This window comes from Abiotrophia sp. HMSC24B09, from assembly GCF_001815865.1.
GTDB lineage: Bacteria > Bacillota > Bacilli > Lactobacillales > Aerococcaceae > Abiotrophia.
On record NZ_KV822203.1, the window covers coordinates 69,319 to 69,752 of the forward strand.

Annotated in this window: 1 protein-coding gene; it reads right to left on the reverse strand. The window is 53.2% G+C overall.

Annotated elements, in window-relative coordinates:
- Positions 1–70: 70 nt before the first annotated feature.
- A partial coding sequence (locus tag HMPREF3093_RS09790) for a GNAT family N-acetyltransferase (RefSeq protein WP_180363270.1) occupies positions 71–434 on the reverse strand: 364 nt, incomplete at its 5' end.

A 434-nucleotide genomic window follows, 5' to 3' on the forward strand; every position in this document is an offset into this window, starting at 1 on the left:
GGTCTTGACCTGCTTGCACTAATTGAATCACTGAAACGCGTTTGGTTTCTAACATGGCATTCACCTCATTTTATTGATTGGTCTTGAGATACTTGAGTCGAAGTAAGCAGGGATTCCATTCATCCCAGAGATCCGGGAAGACTTCAATGGCCTCGTAGCCACAGGCCTGGTAGAAGGCATTAGTGGCATCATAAGCCTCATAATGGCCCGGGGCCACCGTCTTGACCTGCAGATAATGATAGCCCCGGCTGATTGCATAGTCTTCAGCCGCCGCCATGAGCTGGCGGCCTAGTCCCTGGCCCTGATGGGCCTTGAGGACGCCCATGCAGTGAATTTCCAGACAGACAGGGGAAGTTTCTTGAAGGGTCACAAAGCCCCAGCCCTCCCCAGCTTGAAAGCAGACCCGGTCGCTGGCCTGGTCAATGTATTCCTGG